At 74.5% G+C, this 16,329-nt stretch carries 14 protein-coding genes; 5 read left to right on the top strand and 9 right to left on the bottom strand.

What is annotated here, in order from left to right; translation table 11 throughout:
* Window positions 1-18: 18 nt before the first annotated feature.
* Window positions 19-756 (bottom strand): SOS response-associated peptidase, encoded by a 738-nt coding sequence (locus tag ACZ51S_RS03145; protein WP_468478641.1) that lies wholly within the window; start codon window positions 754-756, stop codon window positions 19-21.
* Between the two features lie 93 nt (window positions 757-849).
* Between ACZ51S_RS03145 and ACZ51S_RS03140 the strand changes: the two genes are divergently transcribed.
* From ACZ51S_RS03140 to ACZ51S_RS03130, 3 genes are all read left to right on the top strand, one after another.
* Window positions 850-1,101, top strand: a complete 252-nt coding sequence (locus ACZ51S_RS03140) for a hypothetical protein (protein WP_388937592.1) — start codon at window positions 850-852, stop codon at window positions 1,099-1,101.
* A gap of 168 nt (window positions 1,102-1,269) precedes the next feature.
* On the top strand, window positions 1,270-1,767 hold the full coding sequence (locus ACZ51S_RS03135) for a hypothetical protein (RefSeq protein WP_468885118.1): 498 nt from the start codon (window positions 1,270-1,272) through the stop codon (window positions 1,765-1,767).
* A gap of 197 nt (window positions 1,768-1,964) precedes the next feature.
* Window positions 1,965-4,034 carry a SpoIIE family protein phosphatase gene (locus tag ACZ51S_RS03130; RefSeq protein WP_468478643.1) on the top strand — a complete coding sequence of 690 codons (2,070 nt, stop codon included), beginning with the start codon at window positions 1,965-1,967 and terminating at the stop codon, window positions 4,032-4,034.
* Window positions 4,035-4,046: 12 nt separating this feature from the next.
* Here the strand turns inward: ACZ51S_RS03130 and ACZ51S_RS03125 are convergent, their stop codons facing one another.
* The 3 genes from ACZ51S_RS03125 to ACZ51S_RS03115 all read right to left on the bottom strand — a co-directional run bounded on the left by ACZ51S_RS03125 (window position 4,047) and on the right by ACZ51S_RS03115 (window position 7,525).
* Window positions 4,047-6,104, bottom strand: coding sequence for a prolyl oligopeptidase family serine peptidase (locus ACZ51S_RS03125; RefSeq protein WP_468801916.1), 2,058 nt, complete (start codon window positions 6,102-6,104; stop codon window positions 4,047-4,049).
* A gap of 57 nt (window positions 6,105-6,161) precedes the next feature.
* Complete coding sequence (locus tag ACZ51S_RS03120; RefSeq protein ID WP_468478645.1) at window positions 6,162-7,079, bottom strand: aldo/keto reductase; 918 nt, start codon at window positions 7,077-7,079, stop codon at window positions 6,162-6,164.
* Between the two features lie 92 nt (window positions 7,080-7,171).
* On the bottom strand, window positions 7,172-7,525 hold the full coding sequence (locus ACZ51S_RS03115) for a PRC-barrel domain-containing protein (RefSeq protein WP_468478646.1): 354 nt from the start codon (window positions 7,523-7,525) through the stop codon (window positions 7,172-7,174).
* Window positions 7,526-7,638: 113 nt separating this feature from the next.
* On the opposite strand from ACZ51S_RS03115, the gene ACZ51S_RS03110 reads away from it, so the two are divergent.
* Complete coding sequence (locus ACZ51S_RS03110) at window positions 7,639-8,277, top strand: TetR/AcrR family transcriptional regulator (RefSeq protein WP_468478647.1); 639 nt, start codon at window positions 7,639-7,641, stop codon at window positions 8,275-8,277.
* Between the two features lie 38 nt (window positions 8,278-8,315).
* Complete coding sequence (locus tag ACZ51S_RS03105; RefSeq protein WP_468478656.1) at window positions 8,316-9,632, top strand: MFS transporter; 1,317 nt, start codon at window positions 8,316-8,318, stop codon at window positions 9,630-9,632.
* Window positions 9,633-9,680: 48 nt separating this feature from the next.
* Here the strand turns inward: ACZ51S_RS03105 and ACZ51S_RS03100 are convergent, their stop codons facing one another.
* The 5 genes from ACZ51S_RS03100 to ACZ51S_RS03080 form a co-directional block, all read right to left on the bottom strand.
* Entirely contained in the window at window positions 9,681-12,917 is a 3,237-nt protein-coding gene (locus ACZ51S_RS03100; protein ID WP_468959420.1) for a TIM-barrel domain-containing protein, read from the bottom strand.
* 184 nt (window positions 12,918-13,101) lie between these two features.
* On the bottom strand, window positions 13,102-13,878 hold the full coding sequence (locus tag ACZ51S_RS03095; protein WP_468478649.1) for a class I SAM-dependent DNA methyltransferase: 777 nt from the start codon (window positions 13,876-13,878) through the stop codon (window positions 13,102-13,104).
* A 143-nt stretch (window positions 13,879-14,021) separates the two neighbouring features.
* On the bottom strand, window positions 14,022-14,975 hold the full coding sequence (locus tag ACZ51S_RS03090; protein ID WP_468478650.1) for a transporter: 954 nt from the start codon (window positions 14,973-14,975) through the stop codon (window positions 14,022-14,024).
* Window positions 14,972-15,904: an ABC transporter ATP-binding protein gene (locus ACZ51S_RS03085; protein ID WP_468478651.1), complete on the bottom strand. Its 933-nt coding sequence runs from the start codon at window positions 15,902-15,904 to the stop codon at window positions 14,972-14,974. Before ACZ51S_RS03085 ends, ACZ51S_RS03090 begins: the two co-directional genes overlap by 4 nt.
* Window positions 15,901-16,320, bottom strand: coding sequence for a GntR family transcriptional regulator (locus ACZ51S_RS03080; protein ID WP_388937571.1), 420 nt, complete (start codon window positions 16,318-16,320; stop codon window positions 15,901-15,903). Before ACZ51S_RS03080 ends, ACZ51S_RS03085 begins: the two co-directional genes overlap by 4 nt.
* Between the last annotated feature and the right edge of the window lie 9 nt (window positions 16,321-16,329).

Below are 16,329 nucleotides of genomic sequence, written 5' to 3'. Positions count from 1 at the left end.
GGTGAGGGCGCCGCGGGTTCAGGACACCGGGGCGTCCTCGAGGAGTTCGGGGCCGTTGTTGCGCACGTTGTTGACCGCCGTGGACACCGCGCGGACCTCCAGGCGCCCTTCGGCGGGGGTGGCGAGGAGGGCGCGCAGGGCGTCGGGGTCCTCGTGCGCGGGGTCGAGCCAGGCGTCGTAGTCGGCGGGGGCCAGGGCCAGGGGCATCCGGGGGTGGACGCGGCCCGCGGCGTCGGTGGCCTCGGTGGTGATGACGGTGCAGGTCGCCCACCACGCGGCCGGGTCGTCCCGGTCGGTGACGGACGGGTCGCGCCAGAACTCGTACAGACCGGCCATCGCCATCACCGTGCCGTCCTGCGGGCTGATGAAGTACGGCTGCTTGTACGCCTTCGCGGACCCGGCGGCCGGGACGGACCGCCATTCGTAGAAGCCGTCGGCGGGCAGCAGGCAGCGGCGCTTGGCGAAGGCCCGGCGGTAGGCGGGCTTGTCGGCGACCGTCTCCACCCGGGCGTTGATCATCTTGGCCGCGCCGCCCGGATCCTTCGACCAGGACGGCACCAGCCCCCACCGCAGCGCCCTCAGCTGCCGTTCGAGGACCCCGCTCTCCCGGTCGGCGCGCTCCAGCACCGCCCACACCGCGTCCGTCGGGGCGACGTTCCAGCTGGGCGGCAACTCGGGCCCGGAGGGGGGCGCGGGGACGCGGAAGAGGCCAGACAGGTCCTCGGGGCTGCGGGTGGAGACGTATCGGCCGCACATGTCCCCCAGCCTGCCACGCGCCGCCCCGGCGCGTACGCCCCGCCGCGTCCGCGTCCGGATGCGCCGGTGGCGGACCGGCTCCAGGGTGGAGGCATGGAGCACGCGCCGATCGTCGTCCACCGGATCTCCCCCTCGGGCGGCCGCCGGGTCACCCTGCGCGTCCAGGACCGCGACGCGCCCCTGGGCACCGCCCACACCGACGCCGACGTGATCGAGTTCCTGCGCCGCGCGGAGGTCCCGGACCCCGACGAGGTGGTGCTCGGCGGCGCGCCCTCGCTGATCGAGTGGCAGGGGGACGCCCCGCACGTCTACGAGGCCGAGCCGACGGACACGGACGTCCCCTGACGCTCCCCTCGCCCGCCCCTCCCCGGATCACCCCCGGCCGGGGCCGCATTCCGGCCAATTCATGAAGTGCACATGACATTTCGAGACCACTGTGACACATTCCGTGGCGCACTCCGCACCGCCCTCGCACCACACCCCCACAAGGACGTGTCACAGAGGAGCGACATGATGCACCGTGCGAAACTCGCCGTCGCCGCACTGGCCCTCGCGGCCACGGCCGGCGGTGTCACGAGCGCCGCCGCCTTCGGCACCACCGCCGAGCAGAAGGTCGACGGCGTCATCGTCGTCGCGGGCAACACCTGCACCTGGACCAACGCCCGCACCAGCGCCAATCCCCCCAGCGCCCTGACCGTCGACCGCACCACCATCAACAGGCCCGGCGGAAACCTCACCTGCGACGGCGGCATCACCGCCACCCTGAACAACAACCCGGCCTTCACCTTCGACGCCGCCGGGACCACCGCCCGCACCGACCTGATCGACATCACCGGGCAGCAGAGCTTCGTCTCCTGCCGCTACAAGGCCACGAACATCCTGTGGGGCCTCGACGCGGCGACCGGGAAGTACGTCAACCAGGCCTTCACCGCCACCAAGGTCTCGGGCAGCTTCCTGTGTCCGGGATCCGTGACCACCGCGGCCGGCGGCGCGTCCATGCTCTTCCACTGACCGGAACCGGCCCACCGGCGGGCCCCGCCGTCCACACCGGACGGCGGGGCCCGCAGCCCCCTCCGGCGCCGCTCACCCCCACCCCGTCCGGACTCCCCCGGCGGGCAGGCCACCACCGATAGCCGCGACCGGGTCGCCGGGACCGGGACGGGGCATCAGCATGGTGGGGAGTCCGCGCCCGGGTGAGGAGGCCGGCGATGGCCGATGCGCAGCCCGAACCGCCGGCCGGCGGCCCCGGAGCGGGATCTCCGGCGCCGGGCGGTCTGCTCGACGTGCTCGGCGTGGCCGCCGTCGTCCTGGACTCCGAGGGCCGGATCAGCCTGTGGAGCCCGCAGGCCGAAACCCTCTTCGGGTACCCGGCCGAGGAGGCGCTCGGCCAGTACGCCGCCGCGCTGCTGGTGGAGGAGGGGCACCGCGAGGAGGTCCTGGAGCTGTTCGCCCGGGTGATGTCGGGCAAGGGCGCGTGGGCGGGCTCCTTCCCCGTGCGCCACCGGGACGGCCACAGCGTGCTCGTCGAGTTCCGCAACATGCGCCTCCAGGCCTCCAACGGCAGGCTCTACGCGCTGGGCCTGGCCTCCGAGCAGGCGACGCTGCGCCGCGTCGAACGGGATCTGGCCCTGTCGCTGCGCATGGTCGACCAGTCCCCCATCGGGCTGGCCGTCCTCGACCCCGCACTGCGGTACGTCCTGGTGAACCCGGCGCTGGAGCGCATCAACGGGGTGTCCGCCGAGCGGCACCTCGGGCAGCGGGTCTCCGACGTCCTGCCCTTCCTGGACGCGGAGGCCGTCGAGGCACGGATGCGGGAGGTGATGGCGACCGGCGTGCCGGTGCTGGACCAGTTCACCACCGGCCGGGTCTCCGGGGAGTCCGGGGAGCGGGCCTGGCTGGTGTCGATCTACCGGCTGGAAGACCAGGCGGCCCGGGTGATCGGCGTGGCGGTGTCGGTGGTCGACGTGACCGACCAGCACCGGGCCGCCGTGTCCGCCGCGCACGCCCGCCGGCGCCTGGCCCTGATCGCGGACGCCTCGGTGCGCATCGGGACCACCCTCGACCTGGACATCACCGCCCGGGAGCTGGCCGACGTCGCCGTCCCGGAGATCGCCGACATCGCCGCCGTGGACGTCCTCGACACCATCCTGACGGGCCCCCGGCCCGGCGAGGCCGCCGAAGACCGGGGCGTACGGTTCCGCGCGCTCGCGGTGAAGGCGGCCTACCGCACCCCCGCCGAGGCGGCGGCCGACCCCGTCGGCGACGTGGCGTCGTACCGCCCCGAGCGGCTGGTGGCGCGCTGCGCCCGCACCGCCCGGCCCGAGCTCCTCCCGCACGTCCGGCCCGAGGACCTGCCCCGCATCGCCCGCGACGAGGACGCCGCCCGGCTGCTGGCCGAGGCGGGGGTGCACTCGTACCTCGCGGTGCCGCTGATCGCACGCGGCCAGGTCCTCGGGACCCTCGACCTCAAGCGCGCCCGCAACCCCGTGCCGTTCGGTCCCGACGACGTGCTGCTCGCCTCGGAACTCGCCGCCCACGCGGCCGTGTCCATCGACAACGCCCGCTGGTACCAGCGCCAGCGCCACGCCGCCCTCGCCCTCCAGCGGCACCTGCTGCCCCAGCACCCGCCGGCGGCCCCCGGGCTGGACATCGCCTACCGGTACCAGCCCGCCGGGGCGGCCGACGAGACCGGCGGCGACTGGTTCGACGTCATCCCGCTCACCGGGGACCGGACGGCGCTGGTCGTCGGCGACGTGATGGGCAGCGGCATCAACGCGGCGGCGACCATGGGCCAGCTGCGCGCCACGGCCCGCGCCCTGGGCCGTCTCGGACTCGACCCGGCCACGGTGCTGACCCACCTCGACGCCGCGACCGGCGACCTCGGCGACGCCATGGCCACCTGCGTCTACGCCGTCTACGACCCGCACAGCCGGCTGTGCCACATCTCCACCGCCGGCCACCTGCCGCCCGTCCACCTGCGCAGCGGCCGCCCTCCCCGGCTGCTGCGGCTGCCGACGGCGGTGCCCCTGGGCGTGGGCGGCGTGCCCTTCGGCAACACGGCCGTGGCGCTCGGGGAGGGCGACGAGCTGGTGCTCTACACCGACGGGCTGGTCGAGACCCGCGACCAGGACATCGACGCCCGGCTGCTGACCCTGACCGACCTCCTGGCCGGCCCCCACCGCCCCCTCGAGGAGACCTGCGACCTGCTGCTGTCGGCGCTGCGCCGGCCCGACACGCACGACGACGTCGCCCTCCTGATCGCCCGCGCCCTCGCATGAGCACGCCGGCCGTCACCTCGGCGGGGTGAGGCGCTCCCAGAGGAAGGTGGCGACGAGGGCCTCGTTGAAGGCCGTCTGCTGGTGGTCGGTGGCGCCGGAGTGACCGCCGCCGATGTGCTCGTGGAAGAGGACGGGGTGGCCCAGTTCGCGCAGCCGGGCGGCGGCCTTGCGGGCATGGCCGGGGTGGACGCGGTCGTCCCGGGTGGAGGTGAGCAGGAGCAGGGGCGGGTACGCGGGCCCGGCGGCCCGCATCCGGTGGTAGGGGGAGATCCGCTCCAGGTGGGGCCGGTCGGCGGGGTCGTCGGGGTTGCCGTACTCGGCGGTCCAGCTGGCTCCGGCGAGGAGCTTGTGGAAGCGGAGCATGTCCAGCAGCGGTACGTGGGCGACGGCGGCGCCGAAGAGCTCGGGGTCGCGGGTGAGCATCGCGCCCATCAGCAGGCCGCCGTTGCTGCCGCCCTCGATGCCGAGCTGGGCGGGGGTGGTGATGCCGCGCGCGGTGAGGTCCCGGGCGACGGCGGCGAAGTCCTCGAAGGCCCGGACGCGGTTGGCGCCGAGGGCGGCCTGGTGCCAGGCGGGCCCGTACTCGCGTCCGCCCCGGATGCCGGCGACGACGTACGTGCCCCCGCGCGCGAGCCAGGTCCGGCCGGTGACCGCGCTGTAGTGCGGGACCATCGAGATCTCGAAGCCGCCGTAGCCGTAGAGCAGGGTGGGGCCCGGGCCGGGCCGGTCCTCGGGGCCGATGACGAAGTACGGGACGCGGGTGCCGTCGGGGGAGGTGGCGAAGTACTGGCTGACCCGCAGCCCGGAGGTGTCGAAGAGGGCGGGCGCCTGCTTGAGGACCTCCGCGCCCGCGGTTCCGGCCTCGCCGCGGAAGAGGGTGGAGGGCTGGAGGAAGCCGGTGACGTCGAGGAAGTACTCGTCGCTCTCGTCGGGGTCGGTGCACACCACCGAGGCCGTGGACAGCGGCGGTACGGCGTCCAGCGGGGCGCGGCTCCAGCCGTCCGGGCCGGGGGTGAGCAGTTCCAGGCGGGAGGAGACGTCGGCCCGGGTGCGCAGCAGGAGGTGGTTGCGGGTCCAGCTGTAGCCGGCGAGGGCGGTGCGCTCGTCCGGGGTGAACAGGACCGCGGCCTCGCGCCCGCCGGCCCGGAAGTCGTCGAAGCCGAAGGCGAGCAGGCTGCCGGCGGGGTGGCCGAGCCACGGGGAGCGCGGCTCGACGACCAGCCACTGGCGGTGGACGCCCGCGACGGCGTCGTCCGGTACGTCGATCTTCTCGGGCGGCCCGGCGGGGTCTTCGGGGAGCAGGAAGAGCCGGCCGTTCCAGAAGTCGATCTGCCGGGACAGGAAGTCCCGTTCGAAGCCGGGGGTGTCGTCGTGCCAGCCGGTGGCGGACAGGTCGTCGGGGTGGCCCTCGTAGACCTTCTCTGCCTCCGCGAGGGGGGTGCCGCGGCGCCAGCGGCGGACCTGGAGGGGGTAGCCGGAGGGGGACATGGAGCCGGGGCCGAAGTCGGTGCCGATCCAGATGTGGTCGGCGTCGATCCAGTCCACCCGGGTCTTGGCCTCCTCGACGGTGAAGCCGTCCTGGACGAACTCCCTTGTCCGCAGGTCGAATTCGCGTACCACGCAGGCGTCGGCGCCGTCGCGGGAGAGCATGACCAGGGCGTGGTGGTGGTCGGGGCCCAGCACGGCGCTGCCGGCCCAGGCCCACTTCTCCCCCTCGGCCCCGGCGAGCGCGTCGAGGTCCAGGAGGGTCTCCCAGGCCGGCTGCCCGGTGCGGTACTCCTCGAGGGTGGTGCGCCGCCAGACGCCGCGCAGCCGGGCGGCGTCCTGCCAGAAGTTGTAGAGGTGGCGGCCGCGCCGGACGACGTAGGGGATGCGCCCGTCGTCGTCGAGGACCTCGCGGACCTCGCGCTCCAGCTCCTTGAACGCGGGGCGGGTCGTCAGCGCGGCGACGGTTTCCGCGTTGCGTTCCCGGACCCAGGAGAGCGCTTCCTCGCCCTCCACGTCCTCCAGCCAGAGGTAGGGGTCCTGGTTGTGCGGGCCGCCGGAGCCGGCGGGGGTCTCTTCGCTCATCCGCCGATTGTGCCGGACGCGGCCGGGGCGGCGGTGCGGCCCCGGCCGGCCGGTCCGCTACGGCGCGGCCGTGCGGTGGAGGCCGTCCAGCAGGGCGAGGTCCTCCTCGGTGAGGCGCAGGGCGCCGGCGGCGACGTTCTCGGCCAGGTGGTCGGGGTTGCCGGTGCCGGGGATGGCCAGGACGTGGGGTCCCTGCCGGAGGGTCCAGGCGATGCGGACCTGGGCGGGGGTCGCACCGTGGGCGCGGGCGACGGACCGCAGTTCCTCGCTCTCGGTGCCGGCCGCGCCGGTCTCGCGGCCGGCGGCGGCTATCGCGTAGAAGGGCACGAAGGCGATGCCCTGCTCCCCGCAGGAGCGTACGAAGTCGTCGTACTCGGGGCGTACGCCGATGCCGTACATGTTCTGCACGCAGACGACCGGGGCGATGGCCTGCGCCTGGGCGAGCTGTTCGGGGGTGACGTTGGAGACGCCGAGGTGGCGGATGAGCCCGGCCCCGCGGAGTTCCGCGAGGGCTGCGAAGCGTTCGGCGAAGTGGGGCTGGGCGGGCAGGACGCGGAGGTTGACCACGTCGAGGTGGTCGCGGCCCAGCTGGCGCAGGTTCTCCTCGACCTGGCCGCGCAGTTGCCCGGGGCCGGCGTGGTCGGCCCACTCCCCCGAGGCGTCGCGGGCGGGGCCGACCTTGGTGGCGATGACGAGGTCGTCGGGGTAGGAGCCGCCGAAGGCGCTGTTGATCAGCTCGTTGGCGGAGCGGAGCGGGGAGAAGTAGAAGGCGGCGGTGTCGATGTGGTTCACGCCGAGTTCCACCGCGCGGCGCAGGACTGCGATCGCCCGGTCGCGGTCGCCGGAGACGGCATCGGCCCGGAGCGCGGGGCCGCTCTGCGGCAGGCGCATGGTGCCGAAGCCGACGCGGTTGACCTGGAGGTCGCCGAGGGTCCAGGTGCCCGAGGCCGAAGCGGTGATCGTGTCTGTGGTCATCCGGCGATGATCACCTGCGGGGCGGCCGCCCACCAGGGGTTTTCACCGCGCGGGCCGGGTTCGTCCTCGGCGGCGGCCGTCCCGGCCCCTCCTCACATGTGCGGGTCGGAGTAGTGGGTCTCGATGAGCCGGACGAAGGCGGGCTCGTCCTCGTGCCGTCCGTTCTTCTCGTAGTCGGGCGAGTCCTTGACCTGGTCGCGGGTGCAGCCGAGGTGCACCGTCTTCTCCTCGGTGTCGACGCGGGAGACGACGCCGGCCGGGATGACGACCTTGCGGCCGAAGATCCAGGGGCCGGTGTCGACGACGAGGTAGGAACGGCTCACGTCGTCCGTGTGCCGGTCGACCTTGCCGATGGACCCGTCGGCCGCCTCGACCTCGTAGCCGATGAGGTCCGTGCCGGGCGCGTGGCCCGATCCGCTCGCGTATCCCCAGATTCCGCTTCCCATGACGGCCTCCCGGTGTGCGGTCGCTGCTGCCCGGCGCCTACCCGCCGGACGCGGGGGGAACCGGCGGGCAGGAACGAGTAGACACTGTCTACTCGCCGTGTTAGACAGGGCCCATGGAATCGGACGCGCCGCTGCGTGAGCGGCTGATCGACGTCGGGGTGGAGCTGGTCACCGGCGAGGGGACCGGCTCGCTCGGGCTGCGGGAGATCGCCCGCCGCGCCGGGGTGTCCCACGGGGCGCCCCGGCGGTACTTCCCCACGCACCAGTCACTGCTGTCGGCCATCGCCGGGCGCGGGTTCGCCGATCTCGGCACCCGGTTCGCCGCGGCCGGCGCCGGGGAGCCCGCGCCCCGGGAGCACGTGCGGGCACTGGGGCGGGTCTACGTGGGCTACGCGCTGGAGCAGCGCGGGATGTTCGAGCTGATGTTCCGGCACGACCTGCTGGACAGCACCGGCCAGGAACCCTCCGCCGCCCCGCGGCTGCGGGAGCGGACCCTGCCCCTGTTCGCGCTGCTGACCCGGCTGGTCGCCCGGTGCGGGGCGGAGCGGCCCGGGGTGACGGCGGCCGCCCTGTGGGCGGGACTGCACGGGGTGGCCCAGCTGTGGGGCTACGGCAGTCTGCCGCTGGTGCTGGGCGTCCACCCGGCCGGGGCGGACGCGGACGGGGCCGGCGCGGTCGCGGACGGCCGCCCGCTCCTGGACGCGGTGGTGGACGCGGTGGTCGACGCGCACCTCGGGGCGGAGGGAGCGTGAGGCCCCGGCTCGCCCTCCTGGTCAGCGTGGCCGGGGCGATGCTCGTCGCCCTCGACGGCACGGTGCTCGTCGTGGTGCAGCCGGCCCTGCGCCGCGATCTGGGGGCGGGGGTGGCCGAGGTGCAGTGGACGAGCACCGCCTACCTGCTCGCCGTCGCCGCCTTCCTCGTCGTCGCCGGGCGCCTCGGGGACCGCTACGGGCACTCCCGGCTGCTGCTGACGGGCGTGCTCGGCTTCGCCGCCGCCTCGGCGGGGATCGCCCTGGCGCCCGGCGTCGGCTGGGTGATCGCGCTGCGCGCCGTGCAGGGGGTGTTCGGGGCGCTGCTGCAGCCCGCGACGCTGGCCCTGCTGCGGCTGGCGTACCCGCCGGAGCGGCTGGGCCGGGCGGTCGCGGTGCGGACCGGTGCGATCGGGGTGGCCGCGGCGGCGGGGCCGCTGCTGGGCGGGGTGCTGGTCGCGCTGCTGGGCTGGCGGGCGGTGTTCCTGGTCAACGTGCCGGCCGCGCTGCTGATCGCCGCCCTCGCCCTCGCCGTACGGGTGCCCGCGCCGGAGCGGCGGGAGCCGGGGCGGCTGGGCCCCGCCGCTCCGGTGCTGCTCGCGGCCACCCTGGCGGTGGCGGTGCACGCACTGGCCGGTGTGCCGGAGCACGGGTGGAGGGGCGGGCCGACGCTGCTGGGCCTCGGGGCGGCCGCGGCGCTCGGGGCGCTGTTCGTGCGGGGTGAGCGGCGCGCGGAACTGCCGCTGGTCCCCGCCGCGGTGGCGCGGTCGCGGCCGGTGGCGGCTTCGATGGCGCTGCTGCTGACGGTGTCGGCCGGCATGTTCGGGGCGCTGTTCACGGCGACGTTCCTGCTCCAGGACGTACGGGGGCTCAGTCCCTTGGCCACCGGGGTGCGGGTGCTGCCGCTGACGGCGCTGATGGTGGCCGGGGCGCCGGTCGCGGGGGCCGCGCTGCGCCGGTACGGGGCGCGGCGGACGGCGATCGCGGGAACGGCGTTGACGGTGCTGGGCACGGCGGGGCTGGAAGCGGGCGGCGGGGTGGCCTTCGGGGTGCTGGGGGCCGGGTTCGCGGCGGTGATGGTCACCGCCACCGGGACGGTGGTCGGCGACGCCCCCGCCGGGTACGCGGGTGTGGTGGGCGGGCTCAAGCAGACGGCGATGAACGTGGGCCCGAGCCTGGGCATCGCGGTCGCGGCGGGCGCCGGGGCCGGTGCCTCGGGGGCCGGTACGGCGGGCGGGCCGCTGACGGCCCTGGCGGCGCTGGCCGGCCTGGGCCTGGTGGCGGCCTGGCAGCTGCCGGGGCGCGCCCGCCCCCTGGCGGAGGCGGGCGCGGGCGTGGGGGGCAGGCCCACGCGGTAGGCGGGTCCGGCCCGGCGTGGGGGGCCGGACCGGACCCGGTCGGGGGGGTCAGGGGGTGAAGGTCCAGCGCTGGGCGGCGCTGCCGGTGCAGGGGGCGCGGGTGAGGCCGGTGCCGTCGGCGGTGCCGGAGCCGGCCGGGGTGAGGCACTGGCCGGCGCTGCGCAGGCTGCCGTCCGGGCCCGGCTGCCAGGTCTGCGCGGGGCCGGCCGCGCAGGTCCGTACGGTGATCCGGGCGGGGTCCGCGGCGTCGAGGCAGACTCCGTTCAGGCCGGTGAGGCGGCCGTCGTCGTGGAGGGTCCAGCGCTGGTTGGGGCCGCCGTGGCAGGAGTAGAGGGTGGGCGCGGTGCCCGGGGTGGTGTCGCTGTGCGGCAGGTCCAGGCAGCGCGCGGAGGCCGCGTTGACGAGGGTGGCGTCCGCGGGGAGCGGTGCGGGGCGGCCGGTGAGGGTGAGTTCGGCGGCGCTGGTCCAGGGGCCGCGGCCGCCCGCCTCGGTCAGGGCCCGCAGTCTCAGGTAGCGGCCGGTCCTGGGGGCGAGGGTGACGGATTTGGCCGTCGGGGTGTCGGCGAAGGTTCCCGTGGCGACCGGGGTGCCCCAGTCGGTGGTGGTGTCGGACACGTAGACCTCGTAGCCGCCGATCCGGCCGTTGACCCCGCCGTCCTGGCGCGGCAGGTGGCCGAGGCCGTCGACGCGGTAGCGGGCGCCCAGGTCGATGCTGATCTCGTGCGGCAGGGCGGCCGCCTTGCCGGTGGACCAGGCGGTGTGCCACAGGGTGGCGGGGTCCCCGTCGAAGGCGTTGACGGCGGCGCCGTTCTCCGCGGCGGTCTCCTGGCTGTCGGCGGAGACCAGCTTCCAGGCGGTCTGCGGGACGGGCGTGGAGGTGACGGGGACCGGGTCGGCCGCCGGGACGGAGGTGCCGGTGGCGGTGACGCCGAACGCGCCCTGCTTCGTACCGGTCTTGACCCACAGGACGCCGGCGCGGTCGGCCGGGTCGAAGAACCATCCGGTGGCGGCCGTGTCGTACGCGCCCTTGTCGGCGAGGCGGGGCAGCGCCGCGCCGTCCACCGTGAGGGCGGTGGGGGCTGAGGCCACGTGGAGGGTGAGTTCGTAGCCGCGGGCCGCCCGCTGTCCGGCGTAGCTGCCGGTGGGGGCGCCCACGGAGACGGTCACCGTGCCGGGGCCGGCCGCCGGTGCGCTGACGTCCACGCGCTGGCGGGCGAAGGCGCCGCTCTGGTGGGCGCGGGTGCGGCCGTCGTCCTCGTACAGGCTGAAGGAGGAGGTCCCGCGCGGGTGGATGTCGTAGGTGAGGGTGTCGACGGGCTTCTCGCCGGTGTAGTTCATCTGCGGCCACATCGGCACGACCGCCCCGCCCTTGACGAACAGCGGCAGGGTGTCGAGGGGTGCCCGGTAGCCGTTCAGCCAGCCCGGGCCGGCGTACGTCTTCCCGGTCCAGTAGTCCGTCCAGGTCCCGGCGGGCAGGTAGATGCCGTCGCGGACGGAGGTGTCGGAGACGACCGGCGCGACGAGGAAGGAGTCTCCGGCCATGAACTGGCCGCTGGTGAGGTTCCCCCGGGCCACCGGGTCGTCGGGGTACTCCAGGACCATCGCGCGGGTGCTCGGGACGCCGCTCTCGTGGGCGGTGCGGCTCATCGTGTACAGGTAGGGCATCAGCCGCATCTTCAGCTGGAGGTACTTGCGGTTGATGGAGAGGTAGGGCTCGGCGAAGCGCCAGGGCTGCTTGTCCTGGTAGCCGGCCGACGGGTTGGTGGCGCCCCAGCCGGACATCGTCATGAAGGCGGGGGTGAAGGCCTTCCACTGGAGGTCGCGGGCGTACGTCTTGGGGCTGCCGCCGAAGATGCCGTCGACGTCGCCGGCGGCGTAGTTCAGGGCGGACAGGCCCGCGCCGGTGATGGCGGGGACGTGCCAGCGCATGTCGTCCCAGGTGCCGTAGGTGTCCCCGGTCCAGACGACGGCGTTGCGCTGGGTGCCGGCCCAGCCGTCGACGGTCCAGACGAAGCGGCGGGCGTCGGAGTTCTTCTCGATGCCGTCGACGGCCTGCTGGACGCCCTGGAAGGCGTACTTGTAGCCGCTGCCTATCCAGGCCACGTCGGTCTTGACGCCCCGGCTGCCCGCGGCGCCCACCTCGTCGGCGATGGAGCCGAGACCGGTGGAGGTCCACAGGCCGGTCTGGAAGCCCTTGGTCTTCAGGGCGTCGACGGTGGACTTCAGGGGTGCGGTGTAGCCGCAGCCGTAGCCGTCGTTGGGCAGGAACCAGCCCGAGGGCATGTCGGCGGCGCGGGCGTCGGCGGCGTAGCCGGTCACGTCGGGGGTGGTCTGGTGGCGCGGGCGGTCGTGGTCGCCCTGGTAGTCGGGGTTGGAGGCGTTGAAGCAGTCGGCGTTGCCGAGTTCCAGGCCCCACATGGGTGCCATGAAGGGTTTGCCGCTGACGTCGGTGTAGGCGTCGAGGACGGATTTGAGGGAGTCGCCCGTGAAGTACCAGGCGTCGAAGCGGGTCTCGTCGTGGGTGAGGGTGGTGGGCGCGTTGAAGGCGTACGAGCCCGGGGCCCAGGTGTTGCGCATGACGCCGTAGGCGTTGGTGGACATGTAGAAGGGGGCCGGGCTGGCGTTGTCGTTCTCGCGCCACTTGTTGTCGACGGCGACCGGCACCGTCTTGCCGCGCAGGGCCCATTCGCCGAGACGCAGGCCGGTGCCGTAGAACTGCTCGTCGGCGCCGCGCGCCAGGTACTGGGTGGTCCTGCCGCCGCCCCAGCTGGTGGGCTGGGTCTCCTGCCAGACGGGGGTGGAGTCGTCGGCGCGGTAGACGGAGAACCGCAGGGGCGATTTGTTGACCCGGATGGAGAGGGCTCCGGTGGTGATCCGGAAGTACCCGCCCGCGTCGGTGTACCGGGCGTTCACCGGGCCGAAGTCGGTGGTGGGGGCGAGGTCGGAGCCGGCCGGGTCGTTGGTGAAGGCCCCGTCGGGGGAGAGCCAGAGGCGGAAGATGTCGGCGCGGGCGACGACCACGCGGGCCTTGGCCCCGCTGGAGGTGCTCACGGTGAAGGTGGCGCCCGACTGGGAGAGGCCGGTGACCGTCCCCGCCGTGGCGGCCGGGGCGGCGGCCGCCGCGCGGGCGGTGGCCGGGCCGGCCGCGGCGAGGCCGGCGGCCGCGAGCGCGGCGGCGAGCAGGGCCGCGAGGCGGGTCCGGTGGCGGCCGGAGCGGCCGGTGCGGTGGTGCCGGGGTGGGGGATCGTGCCGGTCGCGCCTCAGGGACAGTCTCGTCGGACTCATGGGGCAGCTCCTCGTGCGGTCCGGATCGCGGACACACCGCCTTGGCATGCACCCGGCAAGATAGCGGACTCGGGTGGGCGATTTGAAGGAACCTGCTCGAAGTAGTCCGGTACCACGCACTTTTGCGCACGAAGAGGCCCGGAGGGAAGCCTTCGGGCAGGCTTCGCCCCCGGGCCGGATGCCGTCAGGCGGCGGTGACGCGGATCTTGGACTGGCCGTGGCCGAGTTCCTCCCAGTCCTCCATGAAGCGCGCCTTCAGCCCGTGCCGGGCGGCGAGGTCGACGAGGGTCTCGGTGCGGTAGTAGAAGTCCTCGCGCAGCACGTGGTGTTCGGTGCCCTCGGTGCGGTCGAAGGTGAAGTCGAACCAGCCGCCGGGCGCCAGGACGCGCTCCACGTGCGCGAGGCACTCGTCGATGATCCCGATCGGCGAATGGGAGAACACGCTGTGCGCGTGCACCACGTCGAAGTGCCGGTCGGGGAGGAAGTCCAGGGTGAGGTCCTGGGTGATCGTCAGGTGCGGGAGCTTGTGCTGGAGCCCCCGGTCGGTCAGCGTCCGCTTGGCCTCGATGAGGATGTCGGGCGAGATGTCGATGCCGTAGTAGTGGCCCGTCTCCAGGTGCTCGATGAAGCGCCAGCCGGCGCGCAGGTTGCCGCAGCCGATGTCGAGCATGCGGTGGCGCGGGGTGAGACCGTGCCGTACGAGGTAGTCGAACTGCATCTTGCCGAGGGCCAGCCAGCGGTCGTGGGTCTGGCTCCCGACGGCGGCCTCCGGGTTGCGGCCGGTGTCTGACGCCATGACGGCGCGGTAGTAGGCCACGTGGTCGGGGTGCTTGAGGCGCAGCCAGCGGTCGCGTGCGGCACGGCGTACGTACGGGGCGATGCGGGTCGGATGGCCCAGCGCGTAGCGGACCTTGTGGCCGAGGCCGGTGCGGTCGGCGGTGAGGTTCTTCTGGGTGGCCATGAGGAGTCCCCTTGAGGTGCGGACGGTCAGGATGCGGTGGTCGGGCCGTGTGCGGTGCGCCCGCCCGGGCGGGGGGCGCCCGGCGGCCGGGAGGTGTGCGCCCGTTGCCGGCGGGAGATGTGCCCCCGGTGCGGCCGGAGCCGTCAGGCGGTGCGTCGGCGCAGGACGAGGAGGGTCAGGGCCACGAGCGCGGCGGCCGCACCGAGGTACAGGGCGGTGTCGATCCACTGGAAGGTCCAGAAGTCGCCGCTGGGGTAGACCTTGTGGTAACGGGCGACGAACCCGTGTTCGGCCATGCACGCCCGCAGTTCCTCGCCGGAGAGCTGGCAGACACCGTCTATGGAGTGCTCGCGGCCGTCGGGCGTGAGGTACCCGAACCGCCCGGTGGACCAGGCACTGCCGACGGGCCGCTTCGGGGTCATACCGGGCGTTATCCGGGTCTCGGGGGCCGTCCAGGAGGTCCGGAAGTACGTCACGCACACCATCACCGTGAAGATCGCGGCCAGCGCCACGCCCATGGCGGGCAGTACGCGGCGGACCAGCAGGCCCGCGAGCGTACCGGCGGCGAGGCCGAACAGGGCGCAGGCCACCGGGGCCGGGCCGGTCGCGTTGTAGATCGGGGCGTCGTGCCAGTAGGGGCCGTCGAGGGTGTTGGCGATGGGCAGCCACCACCAGGCGACGAGCCCCCCGATGACCACCGCCACCAGCACGGCGGCCAGCGCCGCCAGGCCGAAGCGGGCCGCGAACCAGCGGCGCGGCCCCACGCCCTGGGTGAGGGCCAGCTTGAACGTGCCCGTCTCCAGCTCCCTGCCGATGAGCGGGGCGCCCCAGAACACGCCGATCAGCGCCGGCACGGCGAGGCCGAGACCGCCGAGGGCGCGGATGCCGGCGGAGTTCCACTCCATGATCTGGAAGGTGACGGGGCTCTCACAGCCTCCGTTCCAGCCGGGACAGGGCTCCCACCCGGTGGCGGCGATCAGCTCCGTCATCTCGGAGCGCCAGTGCGCCACGCACGCCGCGCAGACCGCCAGCAGGGCCAGCGCGGACAGGATCATCAGGCGCTGCTGGCGCCAGGCCAGCCACAGCACGCCCTTCATACGGCGGCCTCCTTCTCGGCGGTGCGGCCCGGGGCGCGCAGGTGGGCGAGCAACAGGGACTCCAGGGTGGGGGTTTCGGTGATCCAGCGGCCGTCCGCCGCGCCGTCCGGGGACGGAGGGGCGCCGGGCGGCGTACGGACGAGCGCGGTGACCTGACGGCCGCCGACGGCGGAGTGCACGACGCTGCCGCGGTCGAAGGAGCGCGGCAGCCCGTCGCCCTCCATGGGGTCGGCCCGGCCGGTGATCCACGTGTGCGCCGCGCAGAGCTCCTGGACGTCGCCGCAGAGCCGGGCGGCCCCGTCCTTGAGGAGCACGACGTGGTCGCAGACGTCCTCCAGCTCGGCCAGGACGTGCGAGGACATCACGATGGCGGTGCCGCGCTCGGCGGCCTCGGTCATGAGCAGGGCCATGACGTCGTGCCGGGCGACCGGGTCGAGGTCCGCCAGCGGCTCGTCCAGGAGCAGCAGGTCGGCGCGCTTGCCGAGTACGAGGGCCAGCGCGAGCCGGGTCCGGTTGCCGCCGGACAGCGATCCGACCCGGGCCGCGCGGCGGATGCCGGAGCCGGTGAGCAGTTGTTCGGCGGCTTCCTGGTCCCACTGGCCGCGGTTGAGTTCGCGGCCCAGGCGCAGGGTGTCGGCGACGGTGAAGCCCGCGTGCAGGGGCTTGTCCTGGGCCAGGAACCCGGTGCGCCGGCGGGCCCCGGCGGTGCCGGGGGTCTCGCCGAAGACGCGTATCCCTCCGCTGCTGGGGCGCAGCAGGCCGGCCGCGAGCTGGAGCAGGGTGCTCTTGCCGGCGCCGTTGGGGCCGACGAGGGCCGTGACGCCTCCCGCGGGCAGCTCGACGTCGCACGCGTGCAGGGCCCGGCGGCCGTCGAACTCCCGCCCGAGCCCGGTGGCCCGTAGTGCCGGCGCGTGGTGCGGATCGCTCACGCCGTTTCCTCTCTCGATCGCCCGGGCCGCCCGGGCCCGGGGTTGAAGCTTTCGTCCACGGCGGCCGCGATGAGCGCCGTGATGTCCTCGCGGTCCAGTCCCGCCTCGCGGGCCTGTGCCATCCAGGCCGCCAGGGCCAGGCGCAGCGGCGAATCGGCGGCCGCGCCGGGGTGCGAGAGGGAACGGCGCACGAACGTGCCCGCGCCGGGGCGGGGTTCGACGAGCCCTTCGCGCTCGAGCTCCCGGTACGCCTTGAGGACGGTGTTCGGGTTGATGGCGGTGGCCGCCACCACCTCCCGGGCCGTCGGCAACCGGTCGCCCGGCTCCAGCACCCCCAGCCGCAGGGCCTGTTTGACCTGCGTGACGAGCTGCAGATAGGTGGCGACACCGCTGCGCCGGTCGATTCGGAACTCCATCCCACCCCC

It is taken from the genome of Streptomyces sp. NPDC034043 (genome assembly GCF_055575675.1).
This window is presented reverse-complemented; position numbering and strand designations above follow the sequence as displayed.

Bases quoted from the DNA above. Each gene is read 5' to 3' on its own strand.
- ACZ51S_RS03110 (WP_468478647.1), top strand. From the start codon at position 7,639: ATGGAATCGGACGCGCCGCTGCGTGAGCGGCTGATCGACGTCGGGGTG.
- ACZ51S_RS03100 (WP_468959420.1), bottom strand. From the start codon at position 12,917: ATGAGTCCGACGAGACTGTCCCTGAGGCGCGACCGGCACGATCCCCCA.
- ACZ51S_RS03105 (WP_468478656.1), top strand. From the start codon at position 8,316: ATGCTCGTCGCCCTCGACGGCACGGTGCTCGTCGTGGTGCAGCCGGCC.
- ACZ51S_RS03135 (WP_468885118.1), top strand. From the start codon at position 1,270: ATGCACCGTGCGAAACTCGCCGTCGCCGCACTGGCCCTCGCGGCCACG.
- ACZ51S_RS03125 (WP_468801916.1), bottom strand. From the start codon at position 6,104: ATGAGCGAAGAGACCCCCGCCGGCTCCGGCGGCCCGCACAACCAGGAC.
- ACZ51S_RS03080 (WP_388937571.1), bottom strand. From the start codon at position 16,320: ATGGAGTTCCGAATCGACCGGCGCAGCGGTGTCGCCACCTATCTGCAG.
- ACZ51S_RS03115 (WP_468478646.1), bottom strand. From the start codon at position 7,525: ATGGGAAGCGGAATCTGGGGATACGCGAGCGGATCGGGCCACGCGCCC.
- ACZ51S_RS03140 (WP_388937592.1), top strand. From the start codon at position 850: ATGGAGCACGCGCCGATCGTCGTCCACCGGATCTCCCCCTCGGGCGGC.
- ACZ51S_RS03130 (WP_468478643.1), top strand. From the start codon at position 1,965: ATGGCCGATGCGCAGCCCGAACCGCCGGCCGGCGGCCCCGGAGCGGGA.
- ACZ51S_RS03145 (WP_468478641.1), bottom strand. From the start codon at position 756: ATGTGCGGCCGATACGTCTCCACCCGCAGCCCCGAGGACCTGTCTGGC.
- ACZ51S_RS03090 (WP_468478650.1), bottom strand. From the start codon at position 14,975: ATGAAGGGCGTGCTGTGGCTGGCCTGGCGCCAGCAGCGCCTGATGATC.
- ACZ51S_RS03120 (WP_468478645.1), bottom strand. From the start codon at position 7,079: ATGACCACAGACACGATCACCGCTTCGGCCTCGGGCACCTGGACCCTC.
- ACZ51S_RS03095 (WP_468478649.1), bottom strand. From the start codon at position 13,878: ATGGCCACCCAGAAGAACCTCACCGCCGACCGCACCGGCCTCGGCCAC.